This is a genomic window from uncultured Salegentibacter sp., assembly GCF_963972535.1.
Lineage (GTDB): Bacteria > Bacteroidota > Bacteroidia > Flavobacteriales > Flavobacteriaceae > Salegentibacter.
The window spans coordinates 1-22,002 of the sequence record NZ_CAXAVR010000040.1 but is presented as its reverse complement, the minus strand read 5'-3'; the positions used below and the strand labels follow the sequence as shown (position 1 = coordinate 22,002).

The 22,002-nt window shown below is 37.5% G+C and carries 18 protein-coding genes and 1 tRNA gene; 9 read left to right on the top strand and 10 right to left on the bottom strand.

Features of this window, described 5'->3' with window-relative positions:
- The coding region (locus AACZ30_RS07065; RefSeq protein ID WP_339648491.1) for an insulinase family protein at positions 1-586 on the bottom strand (586 nt) is incomplete at its 3' end.
- Positions 587-896: 310 nt separating this feature from the next.
- Entirely contained in the window at positions 897-3,377 is a 2,481-nt protein-coding gene (locus AACZ30_RS07060) for a M14 family metallopeptidase (protein ID WP_339648490.1), read from the bottom strand.
- Between the two features lie 279 nt (positions 3,378-3,656).
- On the opposite strand from AACZ30_RS07060, the gene bshC reads away from it, so the two are divergent.
- A complete protein-coding gene (gene bshC, locus AACZ30_RS07055) occupies positions 3,657-5,270 on the top strand; it encodes a bacillithiol biosynthesis cysteine-adding enzyme BshC (protein WP_339648488.1) in 1,614 nt (537 codons plus the stop codon).
- Position 5,271: 1 nt separating this feature from the next.
- Positions 5,272-6,636, top strand: coding sequence for an aminotransferase class V-fold PLP-dependent enzyme (locus AACZ30_RS07050; RefSeq protein ID WP_339648492.1), 1,365 nt, complete (start codon positions 5,272-5,274; stop codon positions 6,634-6,636).
- A gap of 140 nt (positions 6,637-6,776) precedes the next feature.
- Here the strand turns inward: AACZ30_RS07050 and AACZ30_RS07045 are convergent, their stop codons facing one another.
- Positions 6,777-7,502, bottom strand: a complete 726-nt coding sequence (locus AACZ30_RS07045; RefSeq protein WP_339648487.1) for an SIMPL domain-containing protein — start codon at positions 7,500-7,502, stop codon at positions 6,777-6,779.
- A gap of 84 nt (positions 7,503-7,586) precedes the next feature.
- Between AACZ30_RS07045 and guaA the strand changes: the two genes are divergently transcribed.
- The 4 genes from guaA to AACZ30_RS07025 are packed head-to-tail and all read left to right on the top strand — an operon-like array spanning position 7,587 to position 12,075.
- Positions 7,587-9,119, top strand: coding sequence for a glutamine-hydrolyzing GMP synthase (gene guaA / locus AACZ30_RS07040; protein ID WP_339648486.1), 1,533 nt, complete (start codon positions 7,587-7,589; stop codon positions 9,117-9,119).
- A gap of 46 nt (positions 9,120-9,165) precedes the next feature.
- Complete coding sequence (locus AACZ30_RS07035) at positions 9,166-11,178, top strand: LysM peptidoglycan-binding domain-containing protein (protein ID WP_339648485.1); 2,013 nt, start codon at positions 9,166-9,168, stop codon at positions 11,176-11,178.
- Positions 11,138-11,539 (top strand): OsmC family protein, encoded by a 402-nt coding sequence (locus tag AACZ30_RS07030; protein WP_339648483.1) that lies wholly within the window; start codon positions 11,138-11,140, stop codon positions 11,537-11,539. Before AACZ30_RS07035 ends, AACZ30_RS07030 begins: the two co-directional genes overlap by 41 nt.
- Positions 11,536-12,075 (top strand): DUF922 domain-containing protein, encoded by a 540-nt coding sequence (locus tag AACZ30_RS07025; protein WP_339648481.1) that lies wholly within the window; start codon positions 11,536-11,538, stop codon positions 12,073-12,075. The genes AACZ30_RS07030 and AACZ30_RS07025 overlap by 4 nt, the downstream gene beginning before the upstream one ends.
- Here the strand turns inward: AACZ30_RS07025 and AACZ30_RS07020 are convergent.
- The 3 genes from AACZ30_RS07020 to AACZ30_RS07010 all read right to left on the bottom strand — a co-directional run bounded on the left by AACZ30_RS07020 (position 12,072) and on the right by AACZ30_RS07010 (position 14,788).
- Complete coding sequence (locus tag AACZ30_RS07020; protein ID WP_339648480.1) at positions 12,072-13,016, bottom strand: nitronate monooxygenase; 945 nt, start codon at positions 13,014-13,016, stop codon at positions 12,072-12,074. The genes AACZ30_RS07025 and AACZ30_RS07020 overlap by 4 nt on opposite strands.
- Before the next feature lie 20 nt (positions 13,017-13,036).
- Positions 13,037-14,227 (bottom strand): tRNA 2-thiouridine(34) synthase MnmA, encoded by a 1,191-nt coding sequence (gene mnmA, locus AACZ30_RS07015; protein ID WP_339648479.1) that lies wholly within the window; start codon positions 14,225-14,227, stop codon positions 13,037-13,039.
- A gap of 159 nt (positions 14,228-14,386) precedes the next feature.
- Positions 14,387-14,788 (bottom strand): lipocalin family protein, encoded by a 402-nt coding sequence (locus AACZ30_RS07010; RefSeq protein ID WP_339648477.1) that lies wholly within the window; start codon positions 14,786-14,788, stop codon positions 14,387-14,389.
- 228 nt (positions 14,789-15,016) lie between these two features.
- On the opposite strand from AACZ30_RS07010, the gene AACZ30_RS07005 reads away from it, so the two are divergent.
- Positions 15,017-16,867: a fasciclin domain-containing protein gene (locus AACZ30_RS07005; protein WP_339648475.1), complete on the top strand. Its 1,851-nt coding sequence runs from the start codon at positions 15,017-15,019 to the stop codon at positions 16,865-16,867.
- A 192-nt stretch (positions 16,868-17,059) separates the two neighbouring features.
- Here the strand turns inward: AACZ30_RS07005 and AACZ30_RS07000 are convergent, their stop codons facing one another.
- The 3 genes from AACZ30_RS07000 to AACZ30_RS06990 form a co-directional block, all read right to left on the bottom strand.
- Positions 17,060-18,064, bottom strand: coding sequence for a M28 family metallopeptidase (locus AACZ30_RS07000; RefSeq protein WP_225571820.1), 1,005 nt, complete (start codon positions 18,062-18,064; stop codon positions 17,060-17,062).
- 206 nt (positions 18,065-18,270) lie between these two features.
- Positions 18,271-18,972, bottom strand: a complete 702-nt coding sequence (locus tag AACZ30_RS06995; protein WP_339648474.1) for an SGNH/GDSL hydrolase family protein — start codon at positions 18,970-18,972, stop codon at positions 18,271-18,273.
- Positions 18,973-19,030: 58 nt separating this feature from the next.
- A complete protein-coding gene (locus AACZ30_RS06990) occupies positions 19,031-19,579 on the bottom strand; it encodes a hypothetical protein (protein WP_339648472.1) in 549 nt (182 codons plus the stop codon).
- A gap of 254 nt (positions 19,580-19,833) precedes the next feature.
- On the opposite strand from AACZ30_RS06990, the gene AACZ30_RS06985 reads away from it, so the two are divergent.
- Together AACZ30_RS06985 and AACZ30_RS06980 are read left to right on the top strand one after the other, a co-directional pair.
- Positions 19,834-19,918 (top strand) — tRNA-Ser (locus AACZ30_RS06985).
- 257 nt (positions 19,919-20,175) lie between these two features.
- Positions 20,176-21,414 carry a site-specific integrase gene (locus tag AACZ30_RS06980; RefSeq protein ID WP_057481325.1) on the top strand — a complete coding sequence of 413 codons (1,239 nt, stop codon included), beginning with the start codon at positions 20,176-20,178 and terminating at the stop codon, positions 21,412-21,414.
- A 232-nt stretch (positions 21,415-21,646) separates the two neighbouring features.
- Here AACZ30_RS06980 and AACZ30_RS06975 read toward each other — a convergent pair.
- Positions 21,647-22,002 (bottom strand): hypothetical protein (locus tag AACZ30_RS06975; RefSeq protein WP_339648468.1); only part of this gene is annotated, 356 nt, incomplete at its 5' end.

Sequence of the window (22,002 nt, the reverse complement as noted above, 5' to 3'; positions counted from 1 at the left end):
CTTCTAGCGAGCCAATTACCTGCCAGTTATATGGATGATCTTCGGGATATAAATTCTTATCGATCACATACATAGTATGGCCATAAGGGCGGTTATCCACACCCTGTCTTTTTTCATTTTTTACTACCTGTTTTTCTTTGGCAAGCACGGGTTCTGTAACCGTATTGATAAAATACCCGAGTTTATCGGCTTCAGCCCAGATCATTTTTTCCAAAGCGTCTTTTGGTACGGTTTGAAAATAATTGGTGCGATCCCGGCTGGTAGAACCATTGGCACCAGAGCCTCCAATTCTCGCGCTTAGTTTATCAAGGCCACCTTTTCCAAGATTTTCAGATTCTAAAAAAAGTAAATGCTCAAAAAGATGGGCAAAACCGGTTCGGCCTTCTTTCTCTCGGGCAGAACCTACGTGGGCGGTTAACGCTACCGCTACAACGGGATCTGATTTATCTACGTGAAAAATAACGTTTAAGCCATTTTCTAAGGTGTATGTTTCAAAATCTACATTAAAATCGGTTGGTTCCTGGGATTGGATATTTTGAGAAATTGCAAAGCTGCAAAGCAGTAAAAGTATAATTCTGAATTTCATTAAGTTCAATTTTAGCAAACCAAAATTAGTGTTTATTTCGATTGTTTCAGAATTAAATCATTTGGAGTCCTAAATATAAAAAGCCACGAATACACGAATATTAGGTTTTATCATTGCCAGACCTGTTTAGCGTTTGTTGTTTACTTTAAATTTTAAGCTTAAAAACCCCCAAATGAGCGTAGAATAAATTAGTGAATTTGTGGTAAGAGAAAGAGTTTCGTTAAGAAAAATACCTACGAGGTTAAAAGAAACCTCGCAGGATAATTCAATAAAATTATTCGTGCATTCGTGGCAAAAGAATTCTAATCTTTTAAAGTCTGAATTTATTATTATTCACAAAGAAAACGGAATTTGCGAAGAACAATTTCCCGTTCTCCCAGAATGCCCGGAATAAGGGATTATCTACCATATAAATAATACTTCCGCTTCCCATTCTTTCTTCACCGAAAACAAGTGAGTTTTTAAAATTTTTAATAGCAGAATCCCCAGCAAAACCTGCAACTATTTCCGGTTGTTGAACGTAGGAAACATTAAATCCTTTATCCAGGAGTTTGTAGCTGTCACTACTTAATTTTAAACTCAAATAGGTGTCGCCGTAGCCAAAAGCCATAGGATGAGTATTATCCAATTTGGTTTTTATAATGCTCCCTGTAATCATATCTTTCGCGGCTTCTCGCTCTCTTTGTGCATACGGAATTAAATTTCCCGTGGCCGTTGAATCTTTGGTTTCAGATTTGTTTTCTTTAAGAACAAAATCGTCTTTTCCGGCAAAAGTTCCCGCAGCGCTGCCAATCGCGATAAGTTTCCCGCCATTGCTAACCCAGTCTTTTACCTTTTTCAAGGTATCTTCATCTAAAATATCAGTGTAATTACCTTCCGGCATTATCAGCACATCAAATTGAGCAAGGTCAATATTCTCAAAATAATCGGTACTTAAAGAGGTGAGAGGATAATTAAGATCCTGTTCGAAAAAGTACCAGATCTCGCCATAATTTAAAGAAGAAGTGCTTTCGCCTTTTAAAACCGCAACTTTTGGCGGATTGATAAGTTTTACTTCCGGAGAGCCAAAATCGGGTCCGCTACCAGCGAAACTGGTGCTAGCCGAAACAAGATCTCTCTGATGTTTATTAGCAATTTCAACTACAATGTTGTCAAAATCTTCTTTAGTCTTATTATCACTTTTTGTAATAATCAAGCTACCACGATCAAAATCTTTTCCTTCACTTTTAAAAGGAATTTCACTAAAACGCACCTTAATATTTTCCTTTAGCAATTCGGCTAAAAATTGGGCATCCTGCATGGCATTCCATTTTGAAACATAACCAGCTCCCGATGGGTTTGCCGTATTTGTAATTTCGGCATTTGTAGAATTTGCTTCTGAAGAAACTTCGCGTGTGCTCGCTACTGCTTCTAAACCGTAAGCATAAGGCAAACTCCAGGCAGTAATATCATAGGTTAGAGAATCGGTTAGGGTAGTGGAAGGTTCAAAAAGTACGTTTACCATCTTACCTTTTGGCTGGTTTGTATTAATTACCAGGGTGTTTTCATCGGCATTGAATCTGCCAGTTTTTCCTTCTATATAATTAAATCCATTTATCCTTCCCGAAGCCGCATTTTGATACTTGATTTCGTGTTTTTCGAGCAAACTTTTTAGTGAAGCAATTTTATCTGCATTTCCTTTTACCGCGTAAGATTTGTATTCTAAATCTTCATTATCAAAATACTTTTTGAATTCAGTATTTAAAGCATCAATATTTTTGGTTGCTACTTCAATAGTTGACAACCCGGTGGTGTGATGGTGCGCTACACGGTCTTTTAAGGTAAGTTCGTAACCTTCATCGGTATTAATCCCCAATCCGGCACGCCCGTGACCCGCCTGTTCGTAGGTCATTCCAATTGCTCCCATATAAGTTGGGTAGGTGTCGCCATAACTTGGGTACAACAAATCAAAACGTTCTTTGGTGAAAAATAACCAGCCTTCTTTATCAAAATATTGGGCGTGGTTTTTTCCTATTTCGGTTTGAAATTCCCTTTGGAATGGAGTGATAATTTCGTGAAAAGGCTCTGCGGCGGGAGCAAAATAATAAGGCTCATTAATGCCCTGTTCGTGAAAATCTACGTGAATATGTGGCATCCACTGGTTATAGATTTTAAGCCGTTGTTGGGTTTCCACCTGCGTGGCCCAGGCCCAGTCGCGGTTAAGGTCAAACAAATAATGATTCGGTCTTCCGCCCGGCCAGGGTTCGTGATGTTCTGTTGCTGCTTGCAATGGGCTGTAAGGCTCAGCTTTTACCTGGTTGTACCAGTTTACGTATCTATCTCGCCCATCAGGATTTACATTGGGATCTATAATCACCACGGTATTTTTTAGCCAATCCTGTTTTTCGGTGATCAAGGCATATAAGGTTTTCATCGCTGCTTCGGTACTGGAAGCTTCATTGCCGTGCACGTTATAACTTAACCAAACAATGGCCTTATCAGCTTTTGCTTCAGTTTCAATGATACCTGTATTTCCAAGATGATTGTTTCTAATTTCTTCCAGATTCTGCAAATTTTCTTCCGAGGAAATCACCGCATAGGTAAGTGGACGCCTTTCGTTGGTTTTTCCGTAAGTATGATATTCAACCAGCGGAGAATTTTTAGCTACCTGTTCAAAATAATTCACCACATCAGCGTGGCGGGAGAATTGCTCGCCAATTTCATAACCCAGGAATTCTTCCGGACTTTGTAATTGCGCGTTGATTTGTAAACCTAAAAAAAGAAAGACGACTGCAAGTAAAGTTGATTTCATTGATTGATTTTAAATGTTGAATGCGTTTGTAAACTACCTCGGGTTTCTCGATAAGCGATTAAATCTTGTTCTCGTCAAGCTGAACTTGTTTCAGCTTCTAACCTGTTTCATTTTAATAAGATCTTAGATCCTGAAATAAATTCAGGATGACGGCTTTAAGCAAATTCACAAATACATACCACTACTTATCGAGTAAAAGCAGTATCTAGCGCCAAATTAACTAAAAATTAGCGAATAAAATTCTTAACTTCGGTATCTTTACCATCCAAAAAATTGCTAATGCCAACCGAGTGTATTCCGTACAAAGAAACCAATTATTTTACCGAGCTTATTTTAGATTATCTCGCTGAAAAAGAGGAATTAAAAACTTTCTATAATCGTTTCCCAGACCTGGAGAATTTTAAAGCGCAAATAGAAGAAAAGTCTTCTTTTCCGATAAAAAATCGAGAAATTCTGGTAAAAGCTTTAAAAGAGCAATATGCCGGGTTGGAAATTTCAGAAGCCACTCAAAGAAATATTGATGCGCTGGCAGAAGAAAAAACCTTTACCGTAGTAACCGGGCATCAACTTAATTTATTTACCGGTCCGCTTTATTTTTTATATAAAATTGTCTCCACAATTAATCTTACCCGAAAATTAAAAGAAAAATATCCTGAAAATAATTTCGTGCCGGTGTATTGGATGGCCACCGAAGATCACGATTTTGAGGAGATCAATTTCTTTAATTTAAACGGAAAGAAATTTCAGTGGGCCAATGCGCCGAAAAATGCTGAAAATGATGCCGTAGGAAATTTGTCTACCGATGGCCTTGAAGATGTTTTTAAACTTTTTTCAGCCGAAATTGGTGGCGGGAAGGATGCCGATTATTTAAAGGAATTGTTTAAAAAATCTTACCTGCAGCACGATAATCTTGCCGAGGCAACTTTATATCTCGCCAATGAACTTTTTAAGGAAGAAGGATTGGTGATACTGGATGCGCAGCAAAAAGAACTCAAAAAGCTTTTTATCCCGTATGCGGAAAATGAACTTTTAGAACAAATTTCTCATAAAACTACCACGGAGACTGCCGAAAAATTGAATGAACTTGGGTATAATGTTCAGGTTAACCCAAGGGAAATCAATCTGTTTTATTTAAACGATGGTTTACGCGAACGCATTATTGAAAGAGATGGCGAATATTTTGTGCACGAAACCGAAATTAAATTCAACAAGAATGAAATCCTGGAGGAATTAAAAGAATTTCCGGAAAAATTTAGTCCAAATGTGATGCTTCGTCCTTTATATCAGGAAGTGATTTTACCCAACCTTTGTTATATAGGTGGTGGCGGAGAGATCGCATATTGGTTGGAATTAAAAGAATATTTTAAAGCCGAAAATGTTGTTTTTCCGGTTTTATTGCTTCGGAATTCGGCTTTGATCCAATCAGCAAAACTGGATGAAAAGCGAAAGAAATTAAATATTTCAAACAAAGAATTGTTTCTAAAACAGCACGAACTTATCAATAGAAAGGTTCGACAAATTTCTAATATAGATATTGATTTTTCTGAGCAGAAAGAACATTTGGTGGCGCAATTTCAGCAAATGTATGAGCTCGCAGAGAAAACCGATAAATCTTTTCTTGGCGCAGTAAAAGCCCAGGAAGTAAAACAATTAAAAGGCCTCGATAAGCTCGAAAAACGTCTTTTAAAAGCACAAAAACGAAAACTGGAAGATGAGGTAAGTAGAATTGCAGAGCTTCAAAATGAACTCTTTCCGAATAAAGGTCTACAGGAACGCCAGACCAATTTTTCGGAAATTTATGCCGAATACGGTTCCGAATTGATTTCAGTATTATTAAAAGAATTAGACCCGCTACAAGCGGAATTTAAAATTTTGACTTTTGGAAAAGAATAAAATGCATACCATAGATATGGACCTGGTAGAAATGACGCTAGACGTTATGAAATATGCCATAGACCGTATCTCTAACATTACTCCCGAAATGGGAGCCCCAAAAAAAGAAGAAGAATTATTTAGAATTGTTGGTGAAACCGTAACTCCTGAAGGGATTGGCGGAGAGAATGCTTTCCAGCTTTTTCGCGATGTTTTGGTGAAAGCCACGGTGCCAATAGATCATCCAAGGCATTTGGCCTTTGTACCCGCTGCACCAACACGGGCGGCAATTATGTTCGATTTAGTGACCTCCGCTTCCAGCATTCACGGTGCTTACTGGATGGAAGGTGCCGGCGGAATTTTTTGTGAAAACCAGGCGATGAAATGGCTGGTTTCACTTACAGGGTTACCCGAGGGCGCTTTTGGCGTGTTTACCAGCGGTGGCACAGCTGCAAATCTTTCGGCTATGGTGGCAGCGCGAGAAGCATGGCGTTCAAGAGATAGCCAGAACGTAGGGAAAAAAGCTTTAATGCTTACGTCTCACGGAGCACATAGTTCTATACAGGCGATGGCAAAGGTGATTGATGCCGATGTAGTGATGATAGATTGTGAAGAAGAAAATCTTACCGGCCGTGAATTGCAAAACGCGATAAATGAACTGGAAGAAAAAGACCGAAATCGACTTTTTGCAGTAGTCGCTACCGGTGGAACCACAAATGCAGGTATTATAGATCAATTAGATACCATTGCCGATGTTTGTGAAAAAGAAAATGTGTGGTTTCACGTAGATTGTGCATACGGTGGTGGCGCTTTGGCAGCACCTTCGGTAAGACATTTGTTTAATGGAGTGGAGCGTGCCGATAGTATTACGATAGATCCGCATAAATGGCTATTTTCTCCTTACGATTGTGGAGCGGTTATATATAAAGACCTGGAATTGGCGAAAAATGCGCATTCCCAAAAAGGCGCTTATTTAGAAATTTTTAAAGATGAAGGAGCCCAGGGTTTCAATCCGGCTGATTATCAAATTCAGTTAACAAGAAGAGTTAGGGGAATGCCTCTTTGGTTTTCTTTAGCGATGCACGGTACGAATAAATACCGTCAGGCCATTGAAACCGGAATTGAACTTGCTAAAAAAGCCGCTAAAAAGATTGAAGAGCGGGATAACCTGGAATTGGTTAGACCTGCGAGTTTATCTGTGGTTTTATTCCGAAGAAAAGGATGGAGTCCTGAAGAATATAAAGACTGGACGTATAAAAATCATCGGGAAGGCCTGGCTTTGGTTACACCAACTACCTGGAAAAAAGAAACCGTAGTTCGTTTTTGTTTTATCAATCCTGATACTACTGAAGAAGATATTGATATGATTTTAGATACTATGGATTAGAAATAGTTCTATATCCGTCAAGCTGAACTTGTTTCAGCTTCTAATATGTGTTATTATTCGATATAATGTTAGATCTCCGCATAAATTTCGGAGCAGGCTCTGAAATGAATTCAGGATGACAATTGTTTTAAAATCTTACTTTAATCAATCTCATAATCTAACCGCATTGTAATAGATGCGGTTTTCTTTTTATCTGCGGTATTGTAGGTGCCGCTCCAGCTGTAATCTTCGCCGCTGTTTTGACCGGTGATTTGGAAAACGCCCATATTTGCATTTTTTAGTTCGCCTAAACTTCCACCGCTATTCTCAGCAATTCGTTCTGCTCTTAATCGGGCATCTTCAGTAGCTTTAGAGATCATTTCAATTTTTAAATCGGCTATTTTAGTGTAATAATATCTTGGAGGTGTAGAGTTAAATTGTACGCCTTTATTGAGTAATTCAGTAATCTCGCGCGCAACTCCTTCTACCAATTCTACATCATTTGATTCAATTTTTACATTTTGGGTAAGTTGATAACCCTGGAAGATGCTACCTACATAATTTCCATTCTGATACTGATTTTCACGTTGCTCTGAGGTTTGCACCGAATTAAAGACAATATTATCTTCGTTGATTCCTTTTTCAATAAGGTAAGTTCTAACAGTTTCTTTATCTCGGTTTAATTCATTGTAGGCCTGTTCCAGGTTGGCGCTCATACGGCTAAAACTACCTTCCCATACAATTAGATCTGAAGTAAAATTTTCACTTCCTGAGCCGGTTACCGAGATTACGCCGTCTGGATTTGCACGACTTACATAGGATTCTCCCAGGAACCACGCAGCAAGTACAATGGCGATGGCAAATATTATGGCACTTATATATTTCATTTTTGATAAAATTTTATTCAGAATAAAGATAGAAAATAAACCCGCTGGTTATTTTATTTTTGGCTCAAATTCTTACTTTTGCCTATGCAAAAAAACGTACTCATTTTAGACTTCGGCTCGCAGTACACGCAACTGATTGCAAGGCGTGTTAGAGAACTCAATATTTACTGCGAAATTGTTCCATTCAACAAAATTCCAGACGATATTTCCAGCTTTAAAGCGGTAATCCTTTCGGGGAGTCCGTTTTCTGTACGGGGAGAAGATGCTCCGCATCCAGATCTTTCTAAGATTCGTGGGAAACTGCCAATCCTGGCAGTATGTTATGGAGCGCAATATTTTGCGCATTTCCACGGCGGAAAAGTAGAAGCTTCGGAAACCAGGGAATATGGTAGAGCAAATCTTTCGGTAATAAAAGATGGTGAAACCTTGTTTAACGGGATTATGGAAAACTCACAGGTTTGGATGAGCCATAGTGATACCATAAAAGAATTGCCGGCAAACAGCGTGAGAATTGCCAGTACTACAGATGTTCTTAATGCAGCTTACCGAATTGAGGGCGAACAAACTTTTGGAATACAATTTCATCCTGAAGTTTATCACTCTACAGACGGGAAACAATTGCTGGAAAACTTTTTAGTGAAAATTGCCGATGTAGCACAAACCTGGACTCCGGGTAAATTTGTTGATCTAACAGTTTCAGAATTAAAGGAAAAAATAGGAAACGATAAAGTAGTTTTAGGTTTAAGTGGTGGTGTAGATTCTAGTGTTGCTGCGGTTTTATTGCATAAAGCCATCGGGAAAAACCTGTATTGCATCTTTGTAAATAACGGTTTGCTTCGTAAAGGAGAATTTGAAAGCGTTTTAGACCAGTATAAAGATATGGGACTAAACGTAAAGGGTGTTGATGCTTCGGCACGATTTCTGGATGCCCTTGCAGGAGTAAGTGATCCCGAAGAAAAACGAAAAGCTATTGGAAATGCGTTTATTGAAGTTTTTGACGATGAAGCGCACCAAATTAAAGATGTTACTTACTTAGCCCAGGGAACTATTTATCCCGATGTTATTGAGTCGGTTTCGGTAAATGGCGGACCTTCAGCAACAATAAAGTCACATCATAATGTTGGGGGATTACCAGATTTTATGAAGCTAAAGGTGGTAGAACCTTTAAAAATGCTTTTTAAAGATGAAGTGCGAAGAGTAGGTGCTGAAATGGGAATTAATAAGGAATTACTGGGAAGACACCCGTTTCCAGGACCGGGACTTGCTATTAGGATTCTGGGAGATATTACTGCTGAAAAAGTTCGTATTTTGCAGGAAGTTGATCATATTTTTATCCAGGGATTAAGAGATTGGATGTTGTATGATAAAGTATGGCAAGCCGGCGCTATATTGCTACCGGTAAGCTCTGTAGGAGTTATGGGAGATGAGCGTACTTATGAGAAAGTAGTAGCTTTAAGGGCCGTAGAATCTACCGATGGAATGACGGCAGACTGGGTGAATTTACCTTACGAATTTTTGCAAAAAACCTCGAATACTATAATAAATCGGGTTAAAGGCGTTAATAGAGTAGTGTATGATATAAGCTCAAAACCACCGGCTACTATAGAATGGGAATAAAATTTGAGCTTAATTAAACTCTCTTTGAGAGATTAAACCAATAAATATGAAGTACCTTTTAATAGTTTGTTTTTTATTTCAGCTGTCTACTCTTTCGGCATCAGCGCAGGAATTTAAATACCATACGGTAGAAGCCGGGGAAACTGTTTACAGTATCGCTAAAGCTTATAATATTTCAGAAGAAGCGATCTATAAATACAATCCCGATGCTAAAGGCAGTCTAGAGGTATCTTCAAAATTAGTGATCCCGTTAAGTCAGCAGGAGAAAGAAGTTTCAGCTGAAACTGAAGATATTCAGTTTATTACCCATACGGTAAAGCGAAAAGAAACCTTATATAGACTTTCAAAGGACTATAATGTTGAAATTGATGAGATTAAAAGGTTTAATAAGCACCTTTATTCTGAAGAATTGCAGCGTGGTGAAGAGATTTTAATTCCGCAGCGAAAAAAAGGCACTACAAATACTGAAATAGCTTCTTCTAGAGATTTAGATATTCCAGCCGCCAATAAACCACAAATTTCTGAAACCCGTGAGCACGTTGTTTTACCTAAGGAAACAAAATATGGGATTGCCCGTAAATATGGCCTTACAGTAAAAGAACTTGAGGAATTAAATCCAAAAGTAGATGTATTACAACCCGGCGTAATGATTCGTGTGGGTACCGATGTTTTAAACGAACCGGTAATTCTAACCGATGAGGTTTTTGAATTTTATGAGGTAAAACCTAAAGAAACTTTATTCGGACTTTCAAGAAAGTTTGATGTTCCGCAGGATTCGCTAATTTCTTTAAACCCGGCTTTAGAAGATGGTTTGAAAATAGGAATGGTTTTAAAAGTGCCCAATACCGGTGCAGGAGAAGGAAATCTTGAAGAAGGCGAAACCGAAGAATTAGCGAGTGATACCGATGGTACAGATGCAGGTGAAAGGTTAGATTTAACTAATAAGCTAAGCAATTTTGACACAAAACAACTGGTAGTCTTTTTGCCCTATAATTTAAATCAAATAGACCAGGATTCTATTGCTAATTATAAAGACGCGATTTTAGAAGATCGGGTTTTGCGTATTTCCCTGGATTTTTATAGTGGTGTACTTATGGCGGTGGAAGAAGCGAAAAGCCTTGGAATTTCTACTCAGCTTAAAACTTTTGATACTCGTAGAAGTGTGCAGGAGGTTACAAATATTATTAATAGCAACAATTTTAGTAAGGTAGATGCTGTAATTGGACCATTGTTACAAAATACCATAGAGGCTACGGCTTCTAAATTAACGCAGTATAATGTTCCGGTAATAAGTCCGTTGTCCAACCGCGAGATGCGATCTTATCCAAATCTCTTTCAGTCCCGTCCAACCGATGAAATTCTGAAAAATGCGATGTTCGATTACCTGCAGAAAAATTCGGGGGGCAAAAATATAGTTATTATTGCCGATGGAGCTAAAAACCAGGTAAAGAATGAACTGACTCAAGTTTTACCAAATTCAAGAGTAATTCTTCCTTCAGCGAATTATTTAAGTGCAGAAAAAATTCAGGCTCAACTTTCAGAAACCCAGGAAAACTGGGTAATTCTTGAGTCTTCTAATGTTGGTTTGTTGAGTAGTGCAACTTCAGCATTAAACCGTTTGGCAAGAAACCACCAAATTAAATTATTTACTACAGAGAAGAATAGTGGTTACGAAGATGATAATGTAGATAATGAGCATTTAGGCCGACTTAATTTCCATTATCCTTCGGTAGACAAGGAATTTGACACAGCATCTTCAGAAGAGTTTATAGAAGCTTATAAAGAGGAATTTGATATGATTCCCAATCAATATGTAATTAGAGGTTACGATCTTACTATGGATGTGCTATTGAGATTAGCTTCTGCTGAAGATCTTTACGATTCTTTTGAAAAGTATACCGGTTTTACCGAATACCACGAGAATAAATTTCATTATACTTCAAAACGCAATGGCGGTTTCTTTAATGATGCCGTTTATATTATGAGTTTAGATGAGGAACTTAATTTAAAAGTTGTCAATGACCAGCAAAGTAATTTATACCGGGAGTTTAAGGACTGAGGCCGAACACCTTAAAAGTGGTGCTAAAATTATTACCGATGCCCCAACCGATAACCACGGTAAAGGCGAGGCGTTTTCTCCTACAGACACTGTGGCCACTGCTTTAGCGAGTTGTATGCTTACTGTTATGGGAATTAAAGCCGAAGATCTAAAACTCAATTTAGAAGGCACTACGGCTGAAGTTACTAAAACCATGGAGGCAAATCCCAGGAGAATCTCTAAAGTGGAAATTGCAATAACTTTTCCCGAAAAATATTCGGAAAAATCGAAGAAAATCCTGGAACATACTGCAAAAACGTGCCCGGTTCTACAAAGTCTTCATCCAGATATGGAGAAGCTCATTAGCTTTAATTATTTATGAAAGGCTGCCGTTTCCTTCTAATTTTAATCTTCTCTGTACAGGTTTTTGCGCAGGAAAATGATAAAATAAGCTGGATTGCAGAAGAATCTTTAAGCTGGAACGATTTTAAAGCAAGTCCTAAAAAGCATCTTCCATATAAAGCGAATACCAATTCGGGCCTATCCTTCTCCTGGAATGCCACCGAAAGTAGCAGCGGAATAGAACTTAATTATGAAGTAGGAAGCAACTTTTATCCAAACCGCTCCTGGGTAAAAGAAATTGAAGAGGTAGATTATTTGCTAGCACACGAGCAATTACATTTTGATATTACCGAGTTACACGCCCGGAAACTTAGAAAAGCGCTGGAAAACTACGAGCCCGGCCCAAAGATGAAAAAAGAATTAAACGATATTTATTCTGAAATAGAACAGCAGCGCCGGAAAATGCAAAATAGGTTTGATAAAGAAACCAACCACAGTATTAATAAGGAAGTCGAGTTTAAATGGCGTTTGTTTATAAAGGAGGAATTAGAAAAATTAAGTGAATTTTCCAGCTAAAGTGTTGAAACTTCTTTCTTCGCAGTTTCAAATTCTTCCATCATTTCTTTTACAATTTCAGCGGCGGGTTTTATCTCGTGAATTAATCCTGAGATTTGGCCAATTTCAAGTTCTCCTTCTTCCAGGTCGCCTTCAAACATTCCTTTTTTAGCGCGAGCCCTACCTAAAAGTTCAATAAGTTGTTCTTTTGAAGGATTTTCGGCATATAATTTTTGAACATCTTCAAAGAATTTATTTTTCAGTAATCTTACGGGGGCAAGTTCTTTAAGGGTCAGTTTAGTATCACCTTCCTGGGCTTTCACCACCATTTCTTTAAAATTCTGGTGTGAAGAAGCTTCAGGAGTGGCAACAAATCGGCTACCTACCTGTACTGCGTCGGCACCTAAAACCATTGCTGCCAACATTCCCCGCCCGGTGGCAATTCCGCCTGCGGCAATCAATGGAATATCAATTTTTTCTTTCACCATTGGTATTAAAGTAAAAGTGGTAGTTTCATCTCTACCATTATGTCCGCCGGCTTCAAAACCTTCAGCCACTACAGCATCTACGCCGGCTTCCTGAGACTTTAGTGCGAATTTCACTCCGCTAACCACGTGCACCACTTTAATTCCGTGTTCCTGTAAATGTTTGGTCCAGGTTTTAGGATTCCCGGCTGAAGTAAAAACTATTTCCACTTTTTCCTGGATAATAATTTCCATAATCTTATCAATATCTGGATAGAGTAGGGGTACGTTTACCGCAAATGGCTTATTGGTAGCATTTTTGCATTTTTCAATATGTTCTTTAAGAATTTCTGGATACATAGAGCCTGCGCCAATAATCCCTAATCCGCCGGCATTACTAACGGCGCTGGCAAGTTTCCAGCCGCTGGCCCAAACCATACCGGCCTGGATAATTGGATATTTTATATTAAAAAGCTGAGTGATTTTATTGTTGGGCATTGCTTAAATTTTCCTCGAATTTAAGAAATAACCCCCGAACCTAATAATTCTTCGCCCTCATACCAGGCTACAAATTGACCTTCGGTAATTGAAGCTTGAGGTTCATCAAAAATCACATACATTCCAGCCTCGGTTTGATGCAATGTTGCATCTTGTAAGGGTTGGCGGTAACGAATCCTGGCTTTTACTTTTAAAGTATCATCAGTACTTATAGCGAGGTCTTTTCTAACCCAATGCACTTCGTCTTTATTGATAAAAAGTCCTCTTCTATAAATTCCTGGGTGGTTTTTTCCCTGGCCGGTATAAATTACATTATCTACCACGTCGGTATCTATTACAAACAGTGGTTCTGGAGTTCCACCTACGGCAAGGCCTTTACGTTGACCTTTGGTGAAATAATGTGCGCCCTGGTGTTTTCCTACAACTTTTCCATCTGCAGTAGAATATTCATATTTTTTAGCAAGAAAATCGAGTTCTTCTTTTTTGTTGCTGAATTCAGGAATTTCAGCAGAAAATAAGTCTTTTTCAGCTTCAATTTCTATGATCTTGCCTTCTTTAGGTTGTAATTTTTGCTGAAGAAAATCTGGTAATCTTACTTTTCCTATAAAACATAATCCTTGCGAATCCTTTTTATCGGCAGTAACCAGGTTTTGTTCTGAAGCAATTTTTCTTACTTCAGATTTCTGTAATTCGCCTATGGGAAATAAGGTTTTTGAAAGCTGCTCTTGCGTTAGCTGACAAAGAAAATAAGACTGGTCTTTATTATTGTCTTTTCCGGAAAGTAATTGATAAATGGTTTCCCCGTTTTCCTGAATTTCTCCTTTTCGGCAATAGTGACCGGTAGCGACATAATCGGCACCTAATGAAAGGGCAATTTTCATAAAAACATCGAATTTGATCTCGCGGTTACAAAGAACATCGGGATTTGGCGTACGGCCACGTTCGTATTCGTTAAACATATAATCAACAATACGCTCTTTATATTGCTCGCTAAGATCTACAGTTTGAAAAGGTATACCAAGTTTATCGGCTACCATCATGGCGTCGTTACTATCGTCCAGCCAGGGACATTCGTCAGAAATAGTTACCGAATCGTCGTGCCAGTTTTTCATAAAAAGCCCAATTACCTCGTAACCCTGCTGTTGCAAAAGATACGCTGAAACACTGGAATCCACTCCGCCCGATAAACCTACGACTACTTTCTTTTTCATAAACCTATAATTGAAATCCTTTCTGCATAAAGTCGGAAAAGGGAGTGCAAAATTACGAAATTTTAGGAGAAAGGTGGAGGAGAAGGTAATAGGGATAAAATAAAAAAGCTACCCAAAATTTTAATTCTGGATAGCTTTTTTAGAAAATATAGTTTTTAGCTATCTTTCAAAAACAATACTGGTGTCTGGAGAACCTATAGGGGTAAAAATAAATGTATCACCTTCAAACCTCGCAGTACCGTTTACCTGACCAAGACCTTCAAAAGGAATAGTAAAGGTATATATTTCATTGCTTTTACTCCAGGTACTTTCCGTTGTGTCTTCTATTTCACATTCCCCTTCTACAACGGTGTGGAATTCTGAATAGGTTGAAGAATCTGAATTAAATGTGATATTTGAGTTCTGGTTGCATTCACTTAAAACCAAGCCAGGAATTGGTGGGTTGGTTATTTCAACGGCATACCACAAACCCAGAATTTGATCTTCCCCATTCGCATCATCATCTTCACTGCAGGAGGTTAATAGGGCAATACTAAAAAGCATTAAAAAAAGTTTCTTCATAACGTAGGTTTTTATTTTTGTAAATATACAATTTTAAGTAAGTAATAGGATTAAGCGTAACCAGGGATTAATTATTGTATAAAATTGCTAAAAAGTAATTACTATTTTGTTTAAATAAAATATCTATTGATTAAACATTTAACTATTGTCTCAAAATAATTAACAAACATTAAACAATTAATAATGGGTTTCTCGTTTACTTTTACGCTATAACAAAAAATTAGAACTATGAAAACTATTAAATTTACAAAACTTGCCCTACTGGCATTCCTGGCTTTTGGCCTCTTTTCCTGTAGTGACGATGACGACGGGGGAGATGTTATTATGCCAACAAACACAATTGCAGATTTTGTGGCCGAAAATGATGATTACTCCTCTTTACAGGCAGCTTTAGAAGTAACCGGATTGGATGCTACTTTAGATGGCTCTGCTAATTACACTGTTTTTGCCCCAAACAATGCTGCCTTTAATTCATTTCTGTCGGCTAACGGATTCAGTAGTCTTGATGAAGTGCCCACAGATGTTTTAACAGAAATTCTTTTAAACCACGTTCAGGAAGGTGAAATCACCTCTGGTGCGCTTTCTACCGGCTATATTGAAAGTATGGCTACCGGTATGGCTTCAGATTCGCCTTTAAGCCTTTATATTAATACCGAGGACGGGGTAATGATTAACGGAGTTTCAACCGTAACTACTGCCGATGTGGAAGTAGACAATGGAGTGATTCACGCTGTTAATGCCGTTATTGGATTGCCTGATGTTACCACTTTTGCCACTGCCGATCCTAATTTCGATATTCTTGTACAGGCACTTACTGCAGATGAGTCGTTTACGTTTGTAGAAACTTTAATGATGACAGACGCCCCGGCACCATTTACTGTTTTTGCCCCTACTAATGCTGCTTTCGCCAATGTACTTGCCGATTTAGAGTTAGCAGGTTTGGGTGATATTCCAGCTGATCTTTTATCCAGTATTTTAACCTACCACGTAGTTGCCAGTTCAAATGTTCGTGCAGGTGATCTTAGTGATGGTATGATGGTAGAAACCCTTGAAACAGGAAGTTTCACTATCAACCTGGGAGATAATGTAACTATTACTGATGAAAATGGAAGAACAGCAACAATTATCGCTACCAATATCCAGGCGAATAATGGTGTAATTCACGCTTTAGATACTGTACTTCTTCCTGAAAATGATGCGATTGAAATTGAAACTAATACCATTGCAGATTTTGTAGCCGGAAACGAGAATTATTCTTCTTTACTTGCTGCTTTAGAAAAGACAGGTTTAACTTCAACGTTTACCGGTACCGATGAGTATACTGTTTTTGCTCCTGATAATGCTGCTTTTACAGCCTTTTTAAATGAAAACGGATTCAATAGTCTTGATGAAGTACCTGAAGCCTTATTAACCCAGGTACTATTAAACCACGTTCAACCGGGTACAATTATGGCTGCTGATTTAAGTACAGGTTATATTCCAGGTTTGGCCGTATGGGGAGCTTCAGAAGAACCTTTAAGTATGTATATTAATACTGATGACGGCGTAACGATTAATGGAGTTTCTTCTGTAACTACTGCAGATGTTGAAGCTGATAATGGTGTAATTCACGCAGTAGATGCTGTAATTGGCTTACCAGATGTTACCACTTTTGCTACTGCCGATCCTAATTTTGATGTTCTTGTACAGGCCTTAACAAGAGAAGAGTCTTTTACATTTGTTGAAACACTTATGATGAGTGAAGCTCCTGCTCCTTTTACTGTTTTTGCTCCTACAAATGATGCTTTTGTCGGATTATTAGATGAACTTGGAGTTGATTCTCTTGCAGATATTGATGCTGCAACTTTAGAAGCTGTTTTAAGCTACCACGTAGTTGTCGGAGCCAATGTAAGATCTGGAGACCTATCTGATGATATGGTGGTTGAAACTTTACAGGGTGGCGAATTTACCGTAAACCTTGGAGATAATGTTGTAATTACCGATGAAAGAGGAAGAACTTCTACAGTTATCGCAGCCGATGTTCAGGCTACCAATGGTGTAATTCACGCGCTAGATACTGTTCTGCTTCCTGCTGAATAATTTTTGATTGATTTAATAAAAGGTAAAAGCCCCGGGAAATTAATTTCTGGGGCTTTTTTAGTTGATACTTAAAAGTTTTAAATGTCATCCTGAATTTATTTCAGAGCCTGCTCCGAAATTTTCGGAGATCTAAGATATTGTCAATAAAAACAAGTTAGAAGCTGAAACAAGTTCAGCTTGACGAAAGAAAATTTATTCTTCAGCTTTATCTACAACCAGTCTTTCATCGCGGTTAGCGATTTCCCAGGCAGTAAGAAAAACTAATTGTGCTCTTTTCTTTAAAGCTTCATATTCAATTTTTTCAGCGGTATCTGTCGGTTTGTGATAATCTGGGTGAACCCCGTTAAAGTAAAAAATTACCGGAATATTATTTTTCGCGAAGTTGTAATGGTCACTTCGGTAATAAAAACGGTTAGGATCATTTTCATCATTATAAGTATAATCCAGTTCCATATTCATATATTCAGAATTCACATTTTCACTAAGTTCGTGAAGATCTGTACTTAATTTATCACTTCCAATAAGGTAAATATAATTATCGTTCCCTTCGTGATCCTTGTCTATACGGCCAATCATATCCATATTAAGGTTTGCAACGGTATTAGCTAATGGAAATACAGGATTTTCTACATAATATTTTGAGCCTAAAAGGCCTTTTTCTTCACCGGTTAAATGGATAAAAAGGATAGATCTTTTAGGAGTATAACCATCTTTTTGAGCTTCTTTAAACGCCTCAGCAACTTCCAGGATAGCCATTGGACCAGAACCACCGTCGTCTGCTCCATTAAAAATATTTCCTTCATCATCAACTCCTACGTGATCGTAATGTGAGGTGATCACTAAGATTTCTTCAGGTTTTTCACTTCCCTTAATATATCCCAATACATTTTCTGAAGCTTTAAGCTTTCCATTAAAGAATTCAGTTGGAATTTCCTGGTAGTAATTTGAATATCCTTCTGGCGCTTCAATCCCCATTTTTTGATATTCCTTGACAATAAATTCGGCTGCTTTTTTCTGTCCCGGTTCTCCGGTATTTCTACCTTCGTACTCGTCACTGGCAAAAGTGGTAAGATTATTTTGTAATTCAGATGTTGTAATGGTTTCAGCATACTCCATCGGGTTTGCATTTTCAACATTTTTTTGTGTGCCACAGGCTACCACTCCGGCAGTTACGGCCACTAAAAGCATTTTTTTCATAGTTTATGTAATTTTTTTATTAGATACTTCGTTAAATAATCCCGAAGTTTTTATTAAAGTCGCAGCAAGATAGCAGTTTCGGATTAATTTTCAGAGAGGTCTTCAAAAAATTCTTTTCCCAACCGACAATGGAGATTTAAATAAATTAAGATTTACTTGAGAATATATTTCCCATAAATCTTAATTAGCTTTTCCAGTGATTGTTGCTAGTTTAGTACTTTTTCTATTGTTTCTTTTGTAAGTGGAGCCATAACTTTATAACCTGCTAGATTTGGGTGAACCCCATCTTCTGAATATTGTTTGGGTAAACCTTCTTTTTTATCTTTTAGCGGAGTAAAAAGATCTAGATAAGTATGGTTATTTTCCCCGGCAAATTTTGCTAACCAGGTATTGATTTCGGCTATTTTTTGAACAGGTTCCAAACCGGGGCGCCAGGGATAATCGTAAACGGGTAGGATAGAAGCAAGAATAACTTTAATATTATTGGCCTGGGCAAGTTGTGCCATTGCCTTAATGTTATTGGTAATCATTTCTACGGAAGAAAATCCAGTGTTTCCCGCTATATCGTTGGTGCCAGCAAGAATTACTACCGCTTTGGGATTAAGTGCTACCACATCTGGCATAAACCGAATAAGCATTTGTGGGGTTGTTTGTCCACTTATTCCGCGGCCGACGAAATTATTTTTCTCGAAGAATTGCGGCTGTGCATTTACCCAGCCTTCGGTTATGGAATTACCCATAAAGACCACATCGGGATAATTTTTAGTTGCAATTAATTTTTCATTTTCAGTTTTATACTTTTTAAGATTGGCCCAATCCTGTTCCATAAGTTCACGGTATTCTGTTTTTTGTGCAAATGAGAAATTGCTTAAAAGGATTACAACAGAAATTAAAATTACTTTTTTCATAAGTTTAAAAGTATAAAATTGAATTTATTCTGTCTCAAAAATTTAATCAAAAAAAGTATTAAAACCCCACCGATACCTTTGTACGCAATAAAGTGTTTATCTCGGGTTGATTGCCAAAAATGGTACTTGCCCCAACATCTATATTTACATTATTAAAATTTCCTCTTAGCCCGGCACCAACTTCTGTTTGAGGATACAGAAGATCCATATGTGGAGTGCTGATTCGTTCTTCATGATTAAAGGACGGAGTTAAATATCGGCCAAAAAGATAAAAGCTAAACCGCTGGTTAAATTTGTTTTCAAAATTGGCACTAAAGCTGCCGTGAAATCCGGGAGCTTTGTTTTTAAAAATAGTGTTTTGCTCCAGGATGCCCGCGCTTAAAGTGATTAGGAGTTTTTCGGTTTCATAATTAAATGTTTGATTGTTTAATTTATAATAGCCTAAGCCATCAAAAGTATTTTGTGCTTTGTATCGTGAGGTGTAAAAATTACTGGATGTTAATTCTTGATTATTTAAATTTTTTGAGCGTTCCTGGGCGTCTATATTTAAAAAGGATAAAAGAAAGATTAAGGAAAGGAGATGAATAGATGATGACAGTTTTCTCATAAAAACATTGGATTAAAATGCATCAGGCTTTTAAAAATATACTGGTTTTTATTTTTTAAAAGAGGTTAAAGCTTAATAAACAGTAATGTAGAAATTAATTAGGGACTTTTGGGCTAAAGAAATATTAAATATGCTAAAGGCTGATAATTAGGTGGTTTGAGAAAAGCCTGAAAAAACTTATAGAAAAGCTTGTGTGTATTTGTAAAAGCTTGTTATATTTGCATCCGCTAAGCAGAAAAGCTTAGCATTTTATTGGAGGAATGGCAGAGTGGTCGATTGCGGCAGTCTTGAAAACTGTTGACTGTAACAGGTCCGGGGGTTCGAATCCCTCTTCCTCCGCTACTTAACTTACAAAATATTGCAAAAAGCCTCAAACCCTATGGTTTTGGGGCTTTTTTATTTTACAATATTTCAAAATATCCCAAAGAATATCAAGCTAGGAGGTGTCAAATTCGGTGTCACTTGAATAACTGAAATTAGTGACACCTTTATGATGAATATTCCTACAAAAATATTTTAACAATTTGATATTTAGTGTTTTATGATTGATATAATTTCGTACTTTAGAAATGTATTAATCTAAAAAATCTAAAGTCATGGATACAAATTTCTTCCATATTTTTTATCTAAGAGGTGGCGCAAAAAATTCTTTATCACCAATCTACCTTCGAGTCACACTAAGAGGTAAGCGAGCAGCCACTAGTCTTCGTAGAAAAATTTCCAAAGAAGATTGGAATTCTTCAGCAGGAAGGGCCAAGGGGAATACTGAGAAAGCGAAAATTCTTAATAGATATTTATCCAAAGTTGAAAACGACCTCTATATATCTCATCAAAAACTTTTAGAAAAGGGAACGAAGTTTACTGCTCAGGACTTGGTGGACACATTTTTAGGAAAAGACAAGAAAAAAGAAGACCAGGAAAGGATGCTTCTGGATATTTTCCAGGAACACAATGATCGGGTTAATAGACTTGTAGGTAAAGATTTTGCCGCCGGTACAGCTGAAAGATATAGAACGGCTAAAAATCACGTAGGGGAATATATAGAAAAGGAGTACAAAGTTTCGGATATTCCCGTAAAAGAGGTAAACCTCAAATTTATTACCGGCTTTGAATATTATTTAAAGACAGAAAGGAACTGTGCGCATAATTCCGCCATTAAATATGTAACAAACTTTAAAAAAATCATTCGCATAGCATTATCAAACGAATGGATAGCAAAAGACCCTTTTCAGAACTGGAAAGGTAAATTAAAAGTGGTAGATCGGGAGTTTCTAACTGAAGTTGAACTTCAGGCGCTGATCTCCAAAGAAATTAAAAATGAGCGACTGGATTTAATTAAAGATATTTTTACGTTTAGTTGCTTTACTGGGCTTAGTTATGCTGAGGTAAAAAAACTCTCAGAAAAGGAAGTGGTAATTGGTATTGATGGTAATAAATGGATTAAAACTAAGAGAACAAAAACTAAGACCAGATGCAGCGTTCCAATTCTTCCTGTGGCAGAGGCTATATTGGAAAAATATTCTTCGCATCCCGATGTGAGCGAGAAGCGGTTACTTCCAATTCTAAGTAATCAAAAAACGAATGCTTATATTAAGGAAATAGCAGATCTTTGCGGCATCAACAAAAATCTTACATTCCATTTGGCCAGGCACACGTTTGCAACTACTGTTACGCTTGCAAATGGAGTTCCTATAGAGAGTGTGAGTAAAATGCTAGGACACAAAAATCTTCGTACAACTCAGCATTATGCAAAAATTCTAGATCGAAAAGTGGGTGACGATATGGCTGTATTGAAAGAACGATTAGAATCCAAAAATTTTTGGAGAAAGGCTTAATTGCTATTCTATACCGGCTTTAGCTTGAATGGCTATCAATGTATAAGCTATTCGCTTTAACTAGTCCAAAAAATGGACAAGTAAGAAACAAGTAGTGCAGAAGCTATAGCCTAGCTTTAAACCGGCTTTGCTCCGGTTCTGTTCCAAAGAGAAACAAACGCGTAATCGCGCCTAACTTGATCAAACTTTGGCCAAAAAGTTTTTTATTTTTTTCATACTATAAACCTTTCCTTTATGTTTTCAGTTTTTTCCGCTTTTTAAAAAGAAAAAGAGGTAAAATAGTATCAATTAACTGGAATCGGTAATTTCCCTGGTAAAAGACAATATTGTTCCGCTTATCATTGTAGTCTAAACACAGCTCCATAGCTTTTTTACTGGGTACTGAAGCCCCGTAATTCTTTTTGACCTGCAGCAATTTTTGCTTTTCAGCAGCTTCTTTAAGTCTGGAAGCAGTTGACGGTGAAATTTGAAATATCCTACAGATTCCAAGTACAGATAATGGAGCAGGTGCTTCTATATAATTAAAGTTAGGGGATAGAAAATGATAGGTACTGCCTTTTATCTGTACGCTTTTCTTTCTCCTTACTT

Coding starts and splice junctions, on each gene's coding strand:
- AACZ30_RS07060 (WP_339648490.1), bottom strand. CDS start 3,377: ATGAAATCAACTTTACTTGCAGTCGTCTTTCTTTTTTTAGGTTTACAA.
- bshC (WP_339648488.1), top strand. CDS start 3,657: ATGCCAACCGAGTGTATTCCGTACAAAGAAACCAATTATTTTACCGAG.
- AACZ30_RS07050 (WP_339648492.1), top strand. CDS start 5,272: ATGCATACCATAGATATGGACCTGGTAGAAATGACGCTAGACGTTATG.
- AACZ30_RS07045 (WP_339648487.1), bottom strand. CDS start 7,502: ATGAAATATATAAGTGCCATAATATTTGCCATCGCCATTGTACTTGCT.
- guaA (WP_339648486.1), top strand. CDS start 7,587: ATGCAAAAAAACGTACTCATTTTAGACTTCGGCTCGCAGTACACGCAA.
- AACZ30_RS07035 (WP_339648485.1), top strand. CDS start 9,166: ATGAAGTACCTTTTAATAGTTTGTTTTTTATTTCAGCTGTCTACTCTT.
- AACZ30_RS07030 (WP_339648483.1), top strand. CDS start 11,138: ATGACCAGCAAAGTAATTTATACCGGGAGTTTAAGGACTGAGGCCGAA.
- AACZ30_RS07025 (WP_339648481.1), top strand. CDS start 11,536: ATGAAAGGCTGCCGTTTCCTTCTAATTTTAATCTTCTCTGTACAGGTT.
- AACZ30_RS07020 (WP_339648480.1), bottom strand. CDS start 13,016: ATGCCCAACAATAAAATCACTCAGCTTTTTAATATAAAATATCCAATT.
- mnmA (WP_339648479.1), bottom strand. CDS start 14,227: ATGAAAAAGAAAGTAGTCGTAGGTTTATCGGGCGGAGTGGATTCCAGT.
- AACZ30_RS07010 (WP_339648477.1), bottom strand. CDS start 14,788: ATGAAGAAACTTTTTTTAATGCTTTTTAGTATTGCCCTATTAACCTCC.
- AACZ30_RS07005 (WP_339648475.1), top strand. CDS start 15,017: ATGAAAACTATTAAATTTACAAAACTTGCCCTACTGGCATTCCTGGCT.
- AACZ30_RS07000 (WP_225571820.1), bottom strand. CDS start 18,064: ATGAAAAAAATGCTTTTAGTGGCCGTAACTGCCGGAGTGGTAGCCTGT.
- AACZ30_RS06995 (WP_339648474.1), bottom strand. CDS start 18,972: ATGAAAAAAGTAATTTTAATTTCTGTTGTAATCCTTTTAAGCAATTTC.
- AACZ30_RS06990 (WP_339648472.1), bottom strand. CDS start 19,579: ATGAGAAAACTGTCATCATCTATTCATCTCCTTTCCTTAATCTTTCTT.
- AACZ30_RS06980 (WP_057481325.1), top strand. CDS start 20,176: ATGGATACAAATTTCTTCCATATTTTTTATCTAAGAGGTGGCGCAAAA.